Below are 17,535 nucleotides of genomic sequence, written 5' to 3' on the forward strand. Positions count from 1 at the left end.
AGCGAAGCAATCCATCTATCAGCGTGTGGCACTATGGATTGCTTCGCTGCGCTCGCAATGACGGTGGTTGGCAGTTGCGCCCCACACTCACACCCCATCCAGAATGATCACCGTCGGCGTGCCCGGCAGCGTGTCCCGTGAAATCTTCAACGTTCGCTCCGTCCGCTGGTCGATGACGAACTGCTGGCCGATCAGGCGCATGAATTCATCGAGCGGGGTGGCGAAGCGGTGCATCGGCAGCACGACGGAGGCGCGCAGCCGCTTGGTGATCTCCGAAACGCCGTCGAGCGACATCGTATAGGTGCCGTCGATCGGCACCATGACGATGTCGAGCCGGCCGATTGCCGCGAAATGCGTGTCGTCGAGCTTGTGATGCAGGTGGCCGAGATGGCCGATGCAAAGGCCGGCGACCTCGAAGATGAAGATCGAGTTGCCGTCCTTGATCATCTCGCCACTGGTGCCCTCGCCATAGTAGCGACGGATGTCGGTGGGGACGTTGCGGATGTAGACGTCGCCGACGCGCGTTGAGACCTGCGCCGCCTGTCCGTTCTCGCCCCAGCCATGCAGGACGTGCGGAATTTTTGGATCGGGGAATAAAGTATAGTGGGTCGAGTGCGCGCGGTTCATGGTGATGACATCGGGCAGCCGCCCGGTCCGGTAGGCGCCGTTGAAGTCAGTCGCGATCCGCACGCCGCCGGGCGTGTCGATGTAATAGGTGGAATGTCCGACATAGGTGATCGCGACGTCTTCGGCCTTGGCGGCGGTGCGGCGAAGGCTGACCGGCACGACGAACGGCGGGGCGCTCGCCATCGCCAGGCACTCGCTGCGCAAGGGCTGCTGCTGGGCGGCCGCAGGCTCGATCAGCGAACCGAGGAAGGCAAGGGCTGTGGCAAGGGATACGTTAAGCGATCGCAACATGGCATAACCCATCCGCGGCAAAGGCCGCAGCCGACACTGTATCGCCGAATTCCGTGGACGTCATGATGACATTCGCGCACGGCAGCGCGCCGGAATTGCTTCATCGGGGAAGGACGAAATGCCGTATTGTAGAATTCAACCAGGGAGTTTGCCGTGACTGAAAAGACCGCCGCCGCAGCCCCGCATGCCCCGTCATCGAAACGGCTGGAGCCGTTGCGCCAGGTCGACGCCGGCGTTCTCAGCATCGCCTATTACGAGGCGGGTCCCGCCGATGGACCGGCCGTGATGCTGATGCACGGCTTTCCCTACGACATTCACAGCTATGTCGACGTCGCGCCGCAACTGGCGGCGCAAGGCTGCCGCGTCATCGTTCCCTATTTTGCGCGGCTACGGCCCGACCCGGTTTCGCGATTCCGCGACGCCGCGCTCGGGCGAGCAGGCCGCGATCGGCGCCGACATGATGGCGCTGATGGATGCGCTTGGCATTCGCCGCGCGGTGTTCGCGGGCTACGACTGGGGTGGCCGCGCGGTCTGCGTCGGCGCCGCGCTATGGCCGGAGCGCTGCATCGGGCTCGTCTGCGTCAATTCCTATCTGATCCAGGATATCGCCAACGCCATGGCGCCGCTGCGGCCGAAGCGTGAGGTGCCGCTGTGGTATCAGTATTACTTCCAGCTCGAGCGCGGCCGCGCAGGATTGGCCGCGAACCGGCGCGAGATCGCCAGGATATTGTGGACGGAATGGTCGCCGAACTGGCCGTTCGACGATGCCTGTTTCGAGCGAACTGCAATGGCCCACGACAATCCTGATTACGTCGATGTGGTGATCCACAGCTACCGCCACCGTTTTGGTCTGGCCGACGGCGATCCGCACTATGCTGACATCCAGCGCAGGTTGGCGACGCTGCCTCCCATCACCGTACCAACGATTACACTGGACGGCGCAGATGATGGCGTAGCGCCGGCGACCGATGGCACCGCCAGCGCGACGAAATTCACCGGCCGCCGTGTTCATCGCGTCGTACCAGGCGCGGGGCACAATCTGCCGCAGGAAGCGCCGGAGGCCTTTGCCGCGGCGGTGATGGAGCTGATCAAGGCATAGGCGATGTCTGATTCCATCGATCGCGGGCGTCGTCTGCTGCTTGGCGCGGCCTTGTCGGGGATAGCCGGCAGGACCTTTGCCCAGGCTGATGCGCCCGCGCGTCCGGCGCCGTCGTCGCGGCGGATGGAAGCCCTGAAGCGTGTCGATGCCGGTGTCCTCAACATCGCCTATTATGAGGAAGGCTCCGCGGATGGTCCGGTCGCGATCCTCCTGCACGGCTTTCCCTATGACATTCACTCTTATGTAGATGTCGTCAGGCAATTGGCGGCGCAGGGCTGCCGCGTCATCGTCCCTTATCTGCGTGGTTTCGGCGCGACACGCTTTCGCGCTCCGGCGACGCTTCGGTCCGGCGAGCAGGCGGCGATCGGCGCCGATGTCATCGCGCTGATGGATGCATTGGGTATCCGGCGCGCCGTGCTGGCCGGGCACAATTGGGGTGGCCGCGCGGCCTGCGTCGCCGCCGCGCTGTGGCCGGAACGTTGCCGCGGCATGGTGACCGTGAACAGTTACCTGATCCAGGATATTTCCCGCGCGATGGTGCCGCTCAGCCCCAAGTATGAAGTCGCACTCTGGTACGAATATTATTTTCAGCTCGAGCGCGGCCGCGCCGGATTGGCCGCCAACCGGCGTGAGATCGCCAGGCTATTATGGGAGCAGTGGTCGCCTGACTGGGATTTTGACGATGCCACCTTCGAGCGCTCCGCGGCGGCGCACGACAATCCCGATTATGTCGACGTCGTGATCCACAGCTACCGCCACCGCTTCGGCCTTGCGGCGGGCGATCCGCGCTATGCCGAGCTGCAGCGGCGGCTGGCGTCACTGCCGCCGATCTCCGTGCCGTCAGTGACGCTGGATGGCGACAAGGATGGCGTGCTGCCCGCGGGCGACGGAAGCGCCAGCGCGTCCAAATTCACCGGCCGCCGCATTCATCGCGTGGTGCCGGGCGCGGGACATAACGTGCCGCAGGAAGCGCCGGAGGCCTTTGCGGCGGCGGTGATGGAGTTGATTCGCACCTAGGTCGACTTTGCCGCATGGCAAGCTGCTGCGGAAACCATCATTGTCCCCAACGCAAGTCCTCCGAGAAGGACGAATTTTACGGGGCGGAATTCCATGGCAAAGCGTCACGTCCTGCTTGCGGTCTGGCTTGCGTCCCTTGCCGTTGTCGCACCGGCTTCGGCCGAAGAATTCCCCAGCCGTCCGATCACCTGGGTCGTGCCCTTCGCGCCGGGCGGTATCACCGACACGACGTCACGCATCGTCGCTGAGGAAATGTCGAGGACGCTCGGTCAATCGGTCCTGATCGACAATCGCGGCGGCGGGGGCGGCACGGTCGGCACCGAACAGGTGGCGCGATCGAAACCCGATGGCTACACGTTGATCTACGGTACGCAGGGCACGATGGCGGCCAACGTCACGCTGCGCAAAAACCTGTCCTACGATCCGCTGACGAGTTTCCTGCCGGTGCATCTGGTCGGCGAAAGCCCGAACCTGTTCGTCGCTTATCACGACGCACCCTATAGTTCGGTGTCCGGGTTGATGGCCTACGCCAAGCAGAATCCGGGCAAGGTGACGTTCTCCTCCTCGGGAGTCGGCACCGCGACACATCTGGTCGCCGAGCTGTTCAAGACGGTTGCCGGCATCGAGATGCAGCACGTGCCCTACCGGGGCAGCGCGCCGGCACTGAACGACATGATCGCCGGCCGCGTCGATGTCATGTTCGATTACCCGGTCTCGGTCGGCCCCCATGTCGAGGCCGGCAAGCTGAAGGTGCTGGCCACGACCGCGCCGGAACGCCTGCGCGCATTCCCTGATGTGCCGACCATGGCCGAACTCGGCATGAAGGACATGACCACCCAGAGCTGGTCGTCGATCATGGTGCCGGCGGGCACGCCCGCGCCGGTCGTCGACCGACTGGCGGCGGCGGCGCATGCCGCACTGTCATCGGAACGCGTGCGCACGCATTTCGAAAAAGTCGGCACCCGCCCGATGATGCTGCAGAAGGCCGAGATGATCCCGTTCATCGAGAAGGAGATCAAGCGCTGGGGCGATGTGATCGAGCGGGCAGGGCTGGAGAAGCAGTAGCGGCTTGCAGGTTGCACTATGGCAACAGTCGAGCAGACAGACCTTGTGCATCCATCAACTTGACAGCTCGCTTATCGAAGGAAACGAAAGTGTCTGCGCCGAGCCAGCTTCCTTCGTAGGCGATAACACCATCGGCGAAATCGCCGCCGGCGTCCAGAAAAGTCAGCCCGGCTTCTGCTGCCGGACGGTTCACTTCGACATTTTCGCCATTTATCAGCTGCCGGATTGCAGTCGCAATGTCCTTTGATGGAACTTTATAGCCCTGTGAAAGAACCCAAACCAGCTCGCAAAGTGCTGAGAGGGAAATCGCAACCAGTTCAGCTCGCTTCAAGGTCGATTGCGCTGCTTTGCTCTGCGATTCATGGTCTTCGGTGATGGCCCGAACCAACACGTTGGTGTCGGCGGTGATCTTCATCGCTTGCCGGCCCACCCTCGCGCGGCGATCTTGTTCATCTCCTCGATCGTCAGCGACGGCCCACCTTTTCGCTTCAGGAGGCCGAACACATCGGAAATCTTGCCGGTCGGCCGGGCAGCCTTCACTTCTATCTTGCCGTCGGGGAGTTTGTTCACGGTAATTTTCTCGCCAGGATGCACGCCCAGATGTTCAAGCACATCCTTGCGCAGTGTGACCTGACCCTTAGCGGTGACGGTGAGTGTGCTCATGGCAGACCTCAAGCTCTTACCGCTTGAATGTAAGGCAAAAACGCCTTACATTCAAGAGGTATGACTGTCTGTGAGAACTGGGACTGCTCACCCCTGTCGTGGGCTGATCTTCCACGTCGCAGCCAGGATCGCCGCGGTCATTGCGCCGCTGATGATTGCGGCGATCGGGATCGTGACGGCGAGCGCCGCGGTCGCGGCCCATCCGATCGAGCAGAAGGCTTCCGCGAATGTCGCCAGCCGCGAAGAGGTCTGGCGGCGGCGGAACTGGCTGCGTTTGGCCTGTACGCGAAACCAGAGCTGGATCGCGCCCGCCGAGACGGTGGCGACGATGACGCCGAGCGCGGTGATGATCGCCTGCGTCAGGGAGGCAAAGGCAAGTGCCGTGATCAGCGGCGCGAAGATCACCCCGATTGAGATCAGCACCACCTCGATCTTGGCGCGGATTACGCGCGACGGTGGCAGCGGCGCGGTCGCGACCAGGTCGGCGGCGTCTTCGCCCGAGATCGTCAGCCAGGCGAGGCCGCCGGCAAGCTGGCCAGCCGCCATCACGATCACGGGCGTGATCAAGACGATCGCGGTCGAGGTTTCGGAAAAACTTCGCCACAGCATCAGGGCCGGCGGCACCAGATAAAGCAGTTGCATCAGGCTTTGCGACAACAGCCACGGGTCGCGCCGCAGCAGCAGGAATTCCTTGGTGCGCAGCGCCTGTTGCCGCGAACCGCCGCGAAATGCGGTCGTGCGCGGTCCGTGACGGACGGACCGGGCGGTTGCGGCGGCACTGACGACGGTATCGGCAAATCTCGGCGAGAACACCGCCATCACCACGCCGAGCAGCAAGAGCCCGCCGGCCATCAGCCACGACAGCACCATGCCATCGCCGATCGCCGCGCGCGCCGGCCACCACAGCGGGCTGTCGAGCGCGGGCGCATAGGCTGCAGCGGCGTCGGAGGTCAGCACTGCAAAGCGCGATAACGTACCGTAGGAAAGGATGGCTGCGACCTGGAGCGCAATGACGAAGCCGGCGCCGATGATGGCGGCCACGATCTGCGCGACGAGGCGAGTCCGGCTCGGGCCGATCAGCCTGAACAGCGCGACCGTGATCGCGATCGCAACGGCCGCGGCCGAAAGACCAATGGCAATGACGACGCCGAATGCCGAAAGCCATCGGATGCCGCCGCCGATCACGAGAACGTCGACAAAGGGCGTCGACAGCAACAGCGCCATCGCGATCACGGACAGCCCGATCGCCGCGATCCGCACCGAGAATACGTTGGCGAGGTTGGCCGGCGACGACATGATGAGATCGAGGTCGGCGCGGGCGTAGAACACCCGCGTCACCGATTCGATGGCCTGCGACAGCATCAGGGCCCAGGCGAGGAAGATGGACGCCGTGATGACGATCAATTCCGACTTGCCGAGCGGGGCTTGCAGATCTGCGAAGCGGCCGATCACGGCATAGGCCGGCAGGTGAATGATGGCGACGAACACGGTCAGGGCGATGATCGCGCGCTTTCGTTTTCCGCGTCTGCCGGCGATCATCGCCAGCCATTCGCGCCACGCCAGACGGATCTCGTGCCGGGCAAACCAGGTGAGTGCCGCGGCCGAACTCATGCGGCGGCTGCCTCGGTGTCGACCAGCGCGATGAACATGTCTTCGAGGCTGGTGTCGTTGCGGCCATTCTGCTGGCGCAGCTCGGTGAGCGTGCCCTCGGCCACCAGCTGGCCTTTGGCGATGACGCCGATGCGGTCGGCCATCCGTTCGGCGACTTCAAGAATATGCGTCGTCATGATCACGGTGCAGCCGGCACGGACGCGGTCCTGCAGCAATCCCTTGACGTGACGCGCCGACAGCGCATCGAGGCCGGTCAACGGCTCGTCCAGGATGATCAGCCGGGGATCGTGTACCAGCGCGCCGGCCAGGGCGACCTTCTGGCGCATGCCCTTGGAGAATCCCTCGCAGCGTTCGTGCAGATGCGGCTCGAGGCCAAGCGACACCAGAAGCTGCTGTGCGGAGGGGCCTGAAACCGCTGAAGCGATGCCCCAGAGGCCGGCGACGAATTCGAGATATTCCAGCGGCGTCAGCTTGTCGTAAATCATCGGCTCGTCGGAGACCCATGCCATGATCTGCTTGGCGGCGACGGGATCGGCGAGTGCGTCGATGCCCAAAATGGAGACAGAGCCGGCGTCGGGCTTGAGCAGACCGGCGACCATCCGCAAGGTCGTGGTCTTGCCGGCGCCGTTGGGGCCGAGCAGGGCGTAAAATTCGCCGGTGCGAATGGTGAGGTCGAGCGCGTCGACCGCCGGGCGGTCAAAACGCTTCGTTAACCCTCGCACTTCGAGCGCCGATAGATCTGACTGCATGATGACGGGACGGTCCGGTTTCGTTTTGTCGTTCGGAACATGGACCGAAGAACTTTCGGCACGGTGAATCGAGCGGCCCAAATCGCACCGAACCCCGCAACTTCCCGGGCTGCGGCATTTCTCCGCAATTGTTAACGGCGGGGCGGCCAGCGTTTTGTTGACAGCGGTCGGCGCTTTGGGCTCAATGCAGCGGGACATATGCGGCTACAGGCATCGCGGATGGTCGATAGCGTGTAGACACAAGATGCGGAAAAGGCGGTCGACAGAATCGCCTGGCATCGGGGAGGGAAACGATGCTGGACTTCGTTCAGCAGCTGGTGAGTGGCATCGCGCTCGGCTGCGTTTACGGCTTGATCGCGCTCGGCTTTGTGCTCGTTTACAAGGCAACCGAGGTCGTCAATTTCGCCCAGGGCGATTTGATGATGCTGGGCGGGTTCTTCGCCTTCACCTTTATCGGGATGCTTGGTCTCAACTACTGGCTTGGATTCGCCGGCGCGGTCATCGCCATGGCGGCGTTCGGCATGCTGGCCGAACGCGTCGTGGTGCGTCCGATCCTCGGCTATCCGCAGTTTTCCATCATCATGGCGACGATCGGGCTCGGATATTTCCTGCGCTCCGTGGTTGGCATGATCTGGGGCACCGACGATTTCAAGATCGAGACGCCGTTCAGCGACGGCGTGTTGCGGATCGGCTCGCTGGTGCTGGCCTACGACAAGCTGTCGGTGATCGCCGCAACCGTCATCCTCTGCGCGCTGCTGTATCTGTTCTTCAACCGCACCACGCTCGGCACCGCGATGCGCGCCAGCTCCGAGAACATGCTGGCCGCCTACTACATGGGCATTCCGGTCAAGCGCGTGGTGTCGATCGTGTGGGCGATCAGCGCGGCGGTCGCGACCGCCGCCGGCGTGCTGCTGGCGCCGATCACCTTCATTCACTCCAATGTCGGTCTCGTGCTGGGCCTGAAGGCGTTTCCTGCCGCCGTGCTCGGCGGCTTCGGCTCGATACCCGGCGCCGTGGTGGGCGGCGTGCTGATCGGCGTGATCGAGAGCATGGCAGGCTTCTATCTGCCGCAAGGCTGGAAGGACGTCGCGCCCTACATCGTGCTTCTCGTGGTGCTGCTGCTCAAGCCCGAAGGCCTGTTCGGACTTCATAAGCGGAAGAAGGTCTAATGCGGTTCCTCTTCAAGACCGATTACGAAGACGACATCAGGCTGTTTCCGCACAGCGGCTACATCGTTTCCTACGGTATTCTGCTGGCGTTTCTGGCGGTCGCACCGTTCGTGCTTTCCAGTTATCTGGTCAGCCAGCTGGTGTTCGTCTGCATCTATGCCACCGTCGGCGTCGGGCTGATGATCCTTACCGGCTTCACCGGGCAGGCCTCGCTCGGGCACGCCGCGTTTCTGGCGATCGGCGCCTACACGGCGGCCTTTCTGCAGCAGTACAACGTCCCGTTTCCGGTCTACTTCCTGGCCGCCGGCCTGTTGACCGGCGTGGTCGGCGCGCTGGTCGGATTCCCGGCGCTGAGGCTGACGGGCATCTACCTCGTCATCGCGACGATTTCCTTTGCCTTCATCGTCGAGGAAGTGCTGGCGCGCTGGGAAAGCGTGACCCACGGCAACGAGGGCATGCGGGTCAAGACGCTGTGGTTGTTCGGGCAGGCGGTGCCGCAAAACGGCCCGACCTTCTATTTCCTCTGTCTTGCCGTATTGATCCTCACCATCGTCGGCACGCTCAATCTGCTGCGCTCGCCCACCGGGCGCGCCTTCGTCGCGATCCGCGACAGCGAAACGGCGGCGCGCAGCATGGGCGTCAACGTCTCGCTCTACAAGGTGAAGTCGTTTGCGATCAGCGCCGCGATCACCGGATTGGCCGGTGTGCTGTTCGCGCACAAGCTCTCCTTCATCTCTCCGGAAATGTTCACGCTGCAGCTCTCGATCGAGTTCATCATCGTGATCCTGATCGGCGGCACCTTCAGCCTGCACGGCGCGGTGCTCGGCGCGATCTTCCTGGTCATGATCGATCCGTTCCTGACCTACCTGAAGGACGACATGCCTGGCATCATCGCCGGCATTGCCGCAACGTTCGGCGCGGACAGCGTGACCGCGGGGAAGATTTATAGCAACGTCGCCGCCGTAGCATCCGCTAACGGCCTCAAGGGCGCGATCTACGGCGTGATCATCGTGCTGTTCGTGCTGTTCGAGCCGCTCGGTCTCTACGGGCGCTGGCTGAAGATAAAACTCTTCTTCCAGCTATTCCCGCTCTACAAGCGCGCCACTTTCAAGCGCCAGAAGATCTACGTGAAATCGGAGCGGAACCGATGAGTTATTTCCGTGCGGAAAACCTGTCCTTGCACTTCGGCGGCCTCAAGGCGGTCGATGCCGTAAGTTTCGCGGTGGAGAAGGGCGAGATCCTCTCGATCATCGGCCCCAATGGCGCTGGCAAGAGTTCGATCTTCAACCTGATCTCGCGGATCTATCCGCCGACCTCGGGCAGGATCTTCTTCGAAGACCAGGATATCACCGAGCGGCCGGCCTACGAGATTGCCGGGCTCGGCATCGCCCGCACCTTCCAGAACATCGAATTGTTCGAGAATGCGACCATGCTGAGCAACCTCCTGGTCGGCCGTCACCGGCACTCCGCCACGCAGCTCTGGCAGGAATTGCTGTTCTTGCCGAGCGTGCGCGCCGGCGAAAAGGTTCATCGCCGCCGCGTCGAGCAGGTGATCGAATTCCTCGATCTCGAAGCCTATCGCGACAAGCTGATCTCCGGGTTGCCTTACGGCGTCCGCAAGGTGATCGAGCTGGCGCGGGCGCTGTGCTCCGAGCCGAAGCTGATCCTGCTCGACGAGCCGTCGTCCGGCCTGAACGTCGAGGAAACCGACGACATGTCGTTCTGGATCCGCGACATGAAGACCGAACTCGGCATTACCGTCCTGATGGTCGAGCACGATATGACGCTGGTCAATCGCGTTTCCGACCGCGTGATCGCGCTCAATTACGGCCGCGTGCTGGCGATGGGCTCGCCGGCAGAAGTACAGCGCCATCCCGACGTCGTCGCCGCCTATCTCGGCGCATGAGGATGATGCCATGAGCGCTCCCGACATCATCCTCAAGCTCAGCAATATCGAGAGCTATTACGGGCCGATCATGGCGATTAGAGGCATCAGCCTCGAAGTGCCGCGCGGCCGGATCGTCACGTTGCTCGGCGCCAACGGCGCCGGCAAGACCACGGTGCTGAAGACCATCTCCGGCATTCTCGATCCCCAGAAGGGCTCGATCGAATTTCTGGGCAAGCCGATCCAGCGCATGGAAGCCGACAAGATCGTGCGGCTGGGCTTAAGCCACGTGCCGGAAGGGCGCGAGGTGTTTCCATTCCTCTCGGTGCGCGAAAACCTGATGATGGGCGCCTATCCGCGCAAGGATCGCGACGGCGTCGCCGAGGATCTCGAACGCGTCTACGGCTATTTCCCGCGGCTGAAGGAGCGCATCAACCAGCCGGCCGGACAGCTTTCCGGCGGCGAGCAGCAGATGCTGGCGATCGGGCGGGCCCTGATGAACCGTCCGACCCTGCTACTTTTGGATGAGCCGTCGCTCGGCCTGTCGCCGATCCTGGTGAAGGAGATCTTTACCATTATCAAGCGCGTCAACGAGGAGCAGGGCATGTCGATCCTGCTGGTCGAGCAGAACGCCAAGGTCGCGCTGGAGACGGCGCATTACGGCTATGTGCTGGAAATCGGCCGGGTCGTGATGAACGACACCTGCGAACGGCTGATGAGTTCAAAGGACATCCAGGAATTCTATCTCGGCGCCAAGGAAGAAGGCGCCCGTGGCGAGCGGCGCTGGAAAAAGAAGAAAACCTGGCGGTAAAGGTCGCAGCCAAGAGCATGGCGTTCAGGACTGGTTGGAGCTAAATTCAGGCCACGCTTCGAGAAAACAGACCGGTCGCCAAGGCCGGCACCAGAAGCAGGCCACAGAGGGAGGAAGACGCATGGCCAGACCGGCAGTGCTGACGGTCGCCGACACGATCGCGAGGAGCTTTCTGAAGTCCGTGGAAACCCGCGGCGACCGGCCGGCGATCCGCGAAAAGAAATTCGGCATCTGGCAGCCGACCAGTTGGCGCGCGTGGCTGCAGATCTCCAAGGATATCGCGTTCGGCCTGCATGCCTCCGGCTTCCGGCCCGGCGACGCCGCCTCGATCATCGCCAACGCGGTACCGGAATGGGTCTATGCCGACATGGGCATCCTGTGCGCCGGCGGCGTCTCTTCCGGAATCTATCCGACCGACTCCTCTTCGCAGGTCGAATATCTGATCAACGATTCCTCGACCAAGGTGATCTTCGCCGAGGACGAGGAGCAGCTCGACAAGATCCTGTCGTGCCGTTCGCGGTGCCCGACACTGCAGAAGATCGTCGTGTTCGATATGGAGGGGCTGAGCGGCTTTACCGACCCGATGGTGCTGTCGCTGGCCGAGTTCATGGCGCTCGGGCGCAACCACGCCCAGGGCAAAGACGCGCTGTGGGACGAGATGATCGGAAGCCGCTCAGCGTCCGATCTCGCCATCCTGGTCTACACGTCAGGCACGACCGGCCCGCCCAAGGGCGCGATGCATTCCAATCGCAGCGTGACGCATCAGATGCGCCACGCCAACGATCTGTTTCCGTCGACCGATTCCGAGGAGCGGCTGGTGTTCCTGCCGCTCTGCCATGTCGCCGAGCGGATCGGCGGCTATTACGTTTCGCTGGCGCTGGGATCGGTGATGAATTTCGCCGAGAGCCCGGAAACCGTCCCGGACAATCTGCGCGAGGTGCAGCCGACTGCGTTTCTGGCGGTGCCCAGGATCTGGGAAAAATTCTATTCCGGCATCACGATCGCGTTGAAGGACGCAACCGGTTTCCAGAACTGGATGTACCGCAACGCGCTCGCGATCGGCAATCGCGTGACTGAGTACAGACTGCAGGGCGATACGCCGCCATTGGCGCTGCGGCTCGCCAACAGCGCCGCCTACTATCTGGTGTTCCGCAACATCCGCCGCATGCTCGGCCTCGACCGTTGCCGGCTGGCCTTTACCGGCGCAGCGCCAATCGCACCCGATCTGATCCGCTGGTATCTCTCGCTCGGCATCGACATGCGGGAGGTCTATGGCCAGACCGAAAACTGCGGTGTCGCCACCGTGATGCCGCCCGAGCGCATCAAGCTCGGTTCGGTCGGCAAGGCCGCGCCCTGGGGCGAAGTTGCGATCTCTCCGCAAGGTGAAATCCTGATCCGCGGCGATTTCCTGTTCATGGGCTATCTGAACCAGCCGGAAAAGACCTCGGAGACCATCGACGCCAAGGGATGGCTGCATACCGGTGACGTCGGCTCGATCGACAACGAAGGCTTCGTCAAGATCACCGACCGGATGAAAGACATCATCATCACCTCGGGCGGCAAGAACATCACGCCGTCGGAGATCGAGAACCAGCTCAAGTTCTCGCCTTACGTCTCCGACGCCGTTGTCATCGGCGACAAGCGGCCGTATCTGACGTGTCTGGTCATGATCGACCAGGAGAATGTCGAGAAGTTCGCGCAGGACCAGGACATTCCCTTCACCAACTACGCCAGCCTGTGCCGTGCGCAGGAAGTCCAGGATCTGATCCAGCGCGAGATCGAGGCGGTCAACGTCAACTTTGCGCGCGTCGAAACCATCAAGAAGTTCTACCTGATCGAACGCCAGCTCACGCCAGAGGACGAGGAGCTGACGCCGACCATGAAGCTGAAGCGCAGTTTCGTGAACAAGCGTTATGCCGCCGAAATCAACGCCATGTATGGCGAGCGGGCGGTGGCGTAGCCAACGAAACTTGAAGCGGAATTTTTTCGGAAACGGCGAAGGATTGAGAAGGCCCCACCCTTCGCTCAACACGGGCCATCGAAGAGGAGACTGCAATGTCGAAATCGTTCAAGGCGCTCGGCCTTGCGGTCAGCGCCCTTGCGCTGACCCAACTGCCGGCCGCCGCCCAGACCAAGGTTACCAATGAAGGCATCTCCGCATCCGAGATCGTTATCGGTACCCACCAGGACCTCTCTGGCCCGATCAAGGTCTGGGGCGTGCCGGTTTCCAACGGCATGAAGATGGCCACGGAGGAAATCAACGCGGCCGGCGGCATCCATGGCCGCAAGATCAAGCTGATCCTGGAGGACAGCGGCTACGATCCGAAGCGCGCCGTGCTGGCGTCGCAGAAGATGGTCGAGCGCGACAAGGTGTTCGCTATGGTCGGTCCGATGGGCTCGCCCACCGTGCTCGCCGCGCAGGACATCCTGTTCGATGCCGGCGTCCTGCAGCTGTTCCCGCTGACGGCGGCCGAATTCACCTTCAAGTTCGATCCGGCCAAGCCGCAGGAGCGACTGAAGTTCAACAATTTGCTGCCTTACGTCGAGAGCACGCGTGCGGCCGTCAAATACATGATCGAGGGGAAGAACTTCAAGAAGCCCTGCATTATGCACCAGGACGACGAGTACGGAAAGAACGTGCTTGACGGCTTCACGCAGCAGGTTTCCGCGATGAAGCTGACGCCCGCGTCGGTCACGAGCTACAAGCGCGGCGCTTCCGACTTCAGCGCGCAGATCGCCAAGATGAAGGCCGACGGCTGCGACATGGTTGTGCTCGGCACGGTCATTCGCGAAACCATCGGCGCCATGGGCGAGGCCAAGAAGCTCGGCTGGGACGTCACCTTCCTCGGCGCCACGCCGACCAACGTGCTCGAGGTGCCGGCGCTCGGCAAGGACGCAGTCGAAGGCCTCTACGCGGCTTCGGGTTTCGAAATCCCGTACGAAGACACCGCAAAGGGCAAGGTCAAGGATTGGCTTGCCAACTACAAGAAGATGTTCGGCACCGACGCCAACACGCAGGCGATCATCGGCTACAACGCCACGATGACGTTTGCGTTCTACGCCAACAAGGCGGGCAAGGATTTGACCGGCCAGAAGATGATGGACGCGCTGGAATCCGGCGACAAGTTCATGGACATCTTCAACTCGCCGCCGACCAAGTTCTCCAAGACCGATCATCTCGCCAACACCATCACCCAGGTCCAGCAGGTCAAGAATGGCCGCTGGGTGCTGGTCAAGGAAGGCCTGATGTTCTGAGGGAGCATTCTCGCTCCAACGGCAAGGGCTAACGACATAGGGGCTGCGCGAGACGATCGCGCAGCCCTTTTTGTCTGTGCCTTTAGCTCGGACGGCAAGCGCTGTCGTTGCCTGCGACAAACGCGAAGCGTTTGCGCAAGGGAGCAAAGCGACGAAGCAATCCATCCCTCCGCTTGTGGCGCCATGGATTGCTTCGCTTCGCTCGCAATGACGGAGAACCAGCACGATCCGCACACTCCCGTCGCTATTTCTGAAGTATCTTCAGCAACTCGTCGCCGAGGATCGCGGGTTCTACCGGCGGCAGATAGGTGAGGCCGGCCGCCTTCGCGAGGTCGGCGATGGTTCCTGCTGCCTGCAAATCGGAGAGCGTCTTATTGACCGCGACGATGAGGGCCGGATCGCTGGCGAGGCCGACATAGCCCCGATTAACGCCGATGGGATAATAATATCCGGATGCGGCGAGCTTACTGTCGGGATGGGCGCCGCGGTAGGCATCGAAGCGGCTCAGGTCGAGCAGCGTCGCATCGAATTCGCCGCGGTTGAGCGCGCCGAGCAAGTCCTGCCGCCCTGGAACCAGATGCGTGATGTCGTCGATCAAGCGTCCTTTTTCGAACGTCATCAGGATAGCGTCGCCAAGCGTGCCGCTTTCGATCGCGATGCGCAGCCCGGCGAGATCGCCGATGCCGGAGATCTTGCGGTCGCGCGCCTTCTCGCCGAGCACGACGGTCAGTGGCGAGTAAGCATAGGGCTGGCTCGGTGCAAGCACGCCGACCGGCACGCGGCGGCGGCGGTCGTCGCGGGTGGCGCCCTCGAAATCCGGCAGCTTCGCCGTCTTGACGCCAGGTACCTTCAGCGAGTCATTGGTCAAGGCATAGCTGCCGACCAGCGCGCAGCGGCCGTCGGAGAGCAGGGCATTGGCTTCGAGGGCCGGGCTCGAGCTTTCGTCGAGCTTGCTTTCAAACCACTGGATCTTGAACGGCCGGCCGAGGCGATCGGCAACAGCCTGCGCAAGCGCGACGTCAAACCCGCTGTCGGGCTTTCCGCGCTGATGCAGTGAAAGAGGAGGCAGGTTCTCATCGAGACAGACTTTCAGCGGATCTCCATCCGCATGCGCTGCCGTCGCCGTCGCAAGCAGCACGGCCGCAACCGCGAGCCAGCGCTTCATTGCTTCCTCCGGCTCGATACGAAGGCCCAAATCTCGGTGATCTCCTGGTCGCTCAGAATGTCCTTCCACGGCGGCATGTTGTTCTTGCCCTGCTTCACCGTGGCGATGAATCGCGTGTTGTCGTCCGGGAACGCACGCAAGTCGGGCGCAACCGTGCCAGCAGTGACCATGTTCGGGCCATGGCAGTGCGAGCATTTCTGCGCATAAGTGGTCTTGCCAGGGCCGATCAGCGTCTGATCGCTGACGGCGGCTTGTTGCTGCGCGGTAGCCGGCATCGCCATCCACGCCATTGCCGCCACCGCGACGGCGGCGAGAGACGCCGCCGTCAGCTTCGACACCTTGTCAGTCATCGGCGTTCCGCGATCAGTTCTTTACCGCGAACACCCAGAGCGACCCGCCTGTCGGCACGTTGGCAAGCCGTTCATCGCCGGAGAAGATCGAGTAGACGCCGCCATAGCCGCTGGTGACGGCGATATACTGGACGCCGTCCTGCTGCCAGGTCACTGGTTGCCCTTCGATGCCGGAGCCGGTCTGGAAGCTCCACAGCTTCTTGCCGTCGTTGGCGTCAAAGGCGTCAAACTCGCCGGTCAACTGGCCGGAGAACACGATGCCGCCGGCCGTCGACAGCACGCCCGAGAAGCGCGGTATATCGCTCGGCACTTCCCACTTTGCCTTTCCGGTCATGGGATCGATGGCCTTGAGATGGCCGCGCGGTCCGTCAGGCCATGCCCAGATGTCGGTCAGGTCCATGCCGAGATACCATTCGCCTTGCTTGAAGACGGCCGGTTCGGCCTTGTAGTTGCCGCCGATATTGAGCGTATTGGCGTAGGCAAGGCCGGTCTGCGGATTGTACGACATCGGTTCCCAATTCTTGCCGCCGAGGATCGACGGCTGAACCGTAACCTTCTTGCCTTCGCGGGCGTCCTTGGACACGTCGGTCTCAATCGGACGGCCGGTCTTCATGTCGATGCCGGTGGCCCAGTTCACCTTCACATAGGGATTGGCCGCGAGCAGTTTCCCGTTCGTCCGGTCAAGCACGTAGAAGAAGCCGTTGCGATTGGCATCCATCAGAACCTTGGTGGGCTTGCCTTCGATGGTCATATCGGCAAGCACCATCTCGGCGACCGCGTCATAGTCGAACGGATTGTTTGGCGAGAACTGATAGTGCCACTTGATCTTGCCGGTCTTCGGCTCGAGCGCCAGGACCGCGCAGGTGTACAGATTGTCACCGGGACGCACCGCCGCGTTGAACGGCCCCGGGTTGCCGACGCCCCAATACACCGTGTTCAGCTCCGGGTCATAGGAGCCGGTGATCCATGTCGATCCGCCACCGAGCTTCCAGGTATCGCCTTTCCAGGTGTCGCCGCCGGGCTCCTCGGGGCTGGGTACCGTGTTGGTCCGCCACAGGCGCTTGCCCGTCTCTGGATCCCAACCATCGATGAACCCGCGGGTCCCGAACTCCGCGCCGGAAATGCCCGTGATGACAACGCCGTCCGCGACGAGCGGCGCCACGGTCATCGAATAGCCTTCCTTGATGTCGGCCGCTTTCTGACGCCACAGCTCCTTGCCGGTCTTCATGTCGAGTGCAATGACGTGGGCGTCGAGCGTGGTGCGGAAAAGCTTCCCGTTGTGAATCGCCCCACCGCGGTTGATGATGCCGCAACAAACGATGCGCGGCGTCTCGGCCGGGTACTCGACCTTGGTCTTCCAGATCTGTTTGCCGGTCTTTGCGTCAACCGCCATCGTGGCGTTGTGGTTGGTGACGTAAATGACACCTTGGTATACCAGTGGCTGCGACTGCGCGCTTCGATCATCTGCGAAGCTGTAGTTCCACACCGGCACCAGGTTCTTTACGTTATCCTTGTTGATCTGCGTCAGCGGACTGAACCGCTGCAGATTATAGCCCATACCGTAATTGAGAACGCTCGTAGTATCGGCCGCTCCCTTGACCAATTGATCGGTCGTCTGAGCGCTTGCGCCGAGCGGCGCAAGAATGACAAGGCCTGCAGCAAACGCAATGCTCTTCATGTCGTCCCTCCCAATGAACTCCTGCGCGCCTATTGCTGGCGCTGCGGATCAGCAATCTTCCTGAAACGGGAAAAAGCGTCAATACGAAAGTCGAAGATGA

Annotated in this window: 16 protein-coding genes and 1 pseudogene; 9 read left to right on the top strand and 8 right to left on the bottom strand. The window is 62.4% G+C overall.

Going from position 1 to position 17,535, the window contains the following annotated elements; genetic code table 11:
• Window positions 1–87: 87 nt before the first annotated feature.
• Complete coding sequence (locus V1283_RS41160) at window positions 88–918, bottom strand: MBL fold metallo-hydrolase (RefSeq protein WP_334392283.1); 831 nt, start codon at window positions 916–918, stop codon at window positions 88–90.
• A 213-nt stretch (window positions 919–1,131) separates the two neighbouring features.
• On the opposite strand from V1283_RS41160, the pseudogene V1283_RS41165 reads away from it, so the two are divergent.
• The 3 genes and pseudogenes from V1283_RS41165 (at window position 1,132) to V1283_RS41175 (ending at window position 4,099) form a co-directional block, all read left to right on the top strand.
• Window positions 1,132–2,017, top strand: a pseudogene (locus tag V1283_RS41165) (alpha/beta fold hydrolase).
• Window positions 2,018–2,020: 3 nt separating this feature from the next.
• Window positions 2,021–3,034 carry an alpha/beta fold hydrolase gene (locus tag V1283_RS41170; protein WP_442895823.1) on the top strand — a complete coding sequence of 338 codons (1,014 nt, stop codon included), beginning with the start codon at window positions 2,021–2,023 and terminating at the stop codon, window positions 3,032–3,034.
• Window positions 3,035–3,127: 93 nt separating this feature from the next.
• The gene (locus tag V1283_RS41175) at window positions 3,128–4,099 is read left to right on the top strand and encodes a Bug family tripartite tricarboxylate transporter substrate binding protein (RefSeq protein ID WP_334392284.1); all 972 of its coding nucleotides are present in this window, start codon (window positions 3,128–3,130) and stop codon (window positions 4,097–4,099) included.
• A 16-nt stretch (window positions 4,100–4,115) separates the two neighbouring features.
• On the opposite strand, the gene V1283_RS41180 is transcribed toward V1283_RS41175, so the two are convergent.
• The 4 genes from V1283_RS41180 to V1283_RS41195 all read right to left on the bottom strand — a co-directional run bounded on the left by V1283_RS41180 (window position 4,116) and on the right by V1283_RS41195 (window position 7,122).
• The gene (locus V1283_RS41180) at window positions 4,116–4,514 is read right to left on the bottom strand and encodes a type II toxin-antitoxin system VapC family toxin (protein WP_334392285.1); all 399 of its coding nucleotides are present in this window, start codon (window positions 4,512–4,514) and stop codon (window positions 4,116–4,118) included.
• Window positions 4,511–4,762, bottom strand: a complete 252-nt coding sequence (locus V1283_RS41185; RefSeq protein ID WP_334392286.1) for an AbrB/MazE/SpoVT family DNA-binding domain-containing protein — start codon at window positions 4,760–4,762, stop codon at window positions 4,511–4,513. Before V1283_RS41185 ends, V1283_RS41180 begins: the two co-directional genes overlap by 4 nt.
• Before the next feature lie 87 nt (window positions 4,763–4,849).
• Window positions 4,850–6,373 (bottom strand): permease, encoded by a 1,524-nt coding sequence (locus V1283_RS41190; RefSeq protein ID WP_334392287.1) that lies wholly within the window; start codon window positions 6,371–6,373, stop codon window positions 4,850–4,852.
• Window positions 6,370–7,122 carry an ABC transporter ATP-binding protein gene (locus tag V1283_RS41195; protein WP_334392288.1) on the bottom strand — a complete coding sequence of 251 codons (753 nt, stop codon included), beginning with the start codon at window positions 7,120–7,122 and terminating at the stop codon, window positions 6,370–6,372. The genes V1283_RS41190 and V1283_RS41195 overlap by 4 nt, the downstream gene beginning before the upstream one ends.
• Before the next feature lie 293 nt (window positions 7,123–7,415).
• On the opposite strand from V1283_RS41195, the gene V1283_RS41200 reads away from it, so the two are divergent.
• The 6 genes from V1283_RS41200 (at window position 7,416) to V1283_RS41225 (ending at window position 14,242) form a co-directional block, all read left to right on the top strand.
• Window positions 7,416–8,291, top strand: a complete 876-nt coding sequence (locus V1283_RS41200; RefSeq protein ID WP_334392289.1) for a branched-chain amino acid ABC transporter permease — start codon at window positions 7,416–7,418, stop codon at window positions 8,289–8,291.
• Window positions 8,291–9,442 (top strand): branched-chain amino acid ABC transporter permease, encoded by a 1,152-nt coding sequence (locus V1283_RS41205; protein ID WP_334392290.1) that lies wholly within the window; start codon window positions 8,291–8,293, stop codon window positions 9,440–9,442. Before V1283_RS41200 ends, V1283_RS41205 begins: the two co-directional genes overlap by 1 nt.
• Window positions 9,439–10,197, top strand: coding sequence for an ABC transporter ATP-binding protein (locus V1283_RS41210; RefSeq protein WP_334392291.1), 759 nt, complete (start codon window positions 9,439–9,441; stop codon window positions 10,195–10,197). The genes V1283_RS41205 and V1283_RS41210 overlap by 4 nt, the downstream gene beginning before the upstream one ends.
• A 10-nt stretch (window positions 10,198–10,207) precedes the next feature.
• Window positions 10,208–10,987, top strand: a complete 780-nt coding sequence (locus tag V1283_RS41215; RefSeq protein WP_334392292.1) for an ABC transporter ATP-binding protein — start codon at window positions 10,208–10,210, stop codon at window positions 10,985–10,987.
• A gap of 121 nt (window positions 10,988–11,108) precedes the next feature.
• Window positions 11,109–12,947 (top strand): AMP-dependent synthetase/ligase, encoded by a 1,839-nt coding sequence (locus V1283_RS41220; protein WP_334392293.1) that lies wholly within the window; start codon window positions 11,109–11,111, stop codon window positions 12,945–12,947.
• A 95-nt stretch (window positions 12,948–13,042) separates the two neighbouring features.
• A complete protein-coding gene (locus V1283_RS41225) occupies window positions 13,043–14,242 on the top strand; it encodes an ABC transporter substrate-binding protein (RefSeq protein ID WP_334392294.1) in 1,200 nt (399 codons plus the stop codon).
• Window positions 14,243–14,486: 244 nt separating this feature from the next.
• On the opposite strand, the gene V1283_RS41230 is transcribed toward V1283_RS41225, so the two are convergent.
• Genes V1283_RS41230 through V1283_RS41240 form a run of 3 tightly spaced genes read right to left on the bottom strand, consistent with a single transcriptional unit; the run spans window position 14,487 to window position 17,435 of the window.
• Entirely contained in the window at window positions 14,487–15,407 is a 921-nt protein-coding gene (locus V1283_RS41230; RefSeq protein WP_334392295.1) for a substrate-binding periplasmic protein, read from the bottom strand.
• Window positions 15,404–15,757 carry a c-type cytochrome gene (locus tag V1283_RS41235; RefSeq protein ID WP_334392296.1) on the bottom strand — a complete coding sequence of 118 codons (354 nt, stop codon included), beginning with the start codon at window positions 15,755–15,757 and terminating at the stop codon, window positions 15,404–15,406. Before V1283_RS41235 ends, V1283_RS41230 begins: the two co-directional genes overlap by 4 nt.
• A 13-nt stretch (window positions 15,758–15,770) precedes the next feature.
• A complete protein-coding gene (locus V1283_RS41240) occupies window positions 15,771–17,435 on the bottom strand; it encodes a methanol/ethanol family PQQ-dependent dehydrogenase (protein ID WP_334392297.1) in 1,665 nt (554 codons plus the stop codon).
• Window positions 17,436–17,535 lie beyond the last annotated feature (100 nt).

The organism is Bradyrhizobium sp. AZCC 2262, assembly GCF_036924535.1.
In the GTDB taxonomy this organism is placed as follows: domain Bacteria; phylum Pseudomonadota; class Alphaproteobacteria; order Rhizobiales; family Xanthobacteraceae; genus Bradyrhizobium.